Here is a 503-nt window from a genome sequence, read left to right as displayed (position 1 = left end):
GCGTAGGGTCTGCGCAGGCCGACGGCGCGGCGGGCCCCGGCGTCCCAGGCCAGCGACAGGACGGCGAAGGCGATCAGGTAGAAGGCGCCCGACCACTTGACCGCGCACGCCGCGCCCAGGCACAGGCCCGCGGCCAGACGCCAGGGACGCACCCCCAGATGCGGGCCGCGATCACTCAGCGGCGAGCGCTCGTACCAGTCGACCAGGCGGGCCCGGGAGTGGTCACGGTCGACGACCAGGCAGGCGAAACCGGCCAGCACCCAGAACATCAGGAAGATGTCCAGCAACGCGGTACGCGACAGCACCAGGTGCAGGCCCTCGACCGCCAGCAGCAACCCGGCCAGGCAGCCCAGCATCGTCGAGCGCGTCATCCGCCGCGCGGTACGGGCCAGGATCAGGATCGAGACCACCCCGACCACCGCGGCGGCGAAACGCCACCCGAACGGGGTCATGCCGAACCACTGCTCCCCGACACCGATCATCCACTTGCCCAGCGGAGGATG

Annotated in this window: 1 protein-coding gene; it reads right to left on the bottom strand. The window is 71.6% G+C overall.

Translation table 11 applies throughout. The features are described 5' to 3' along the window. Positions 1 to 503, bottom strand: a 503-nt coding sequence (locus ACLQ2R_RS39550; RefSeq protein WP_425966547.1) for a phospholipid carrier-dependent glycosyltransferase, incomplete at both ends; no start/stop codon positions are given.

This window comes from Streptosporangium sp. DT93 (assembly GCF_049844535.1).
In the GTDB taxonomy this organism is placed as follows: Bacteria; Actinomycetota; Actinomycetes; order Streptosporangiales; family Streptosporangiaceae; genus Streptosporangium.
This window is presented reverse-complemented; position numbering and strand designations above follow the sequence as displayed.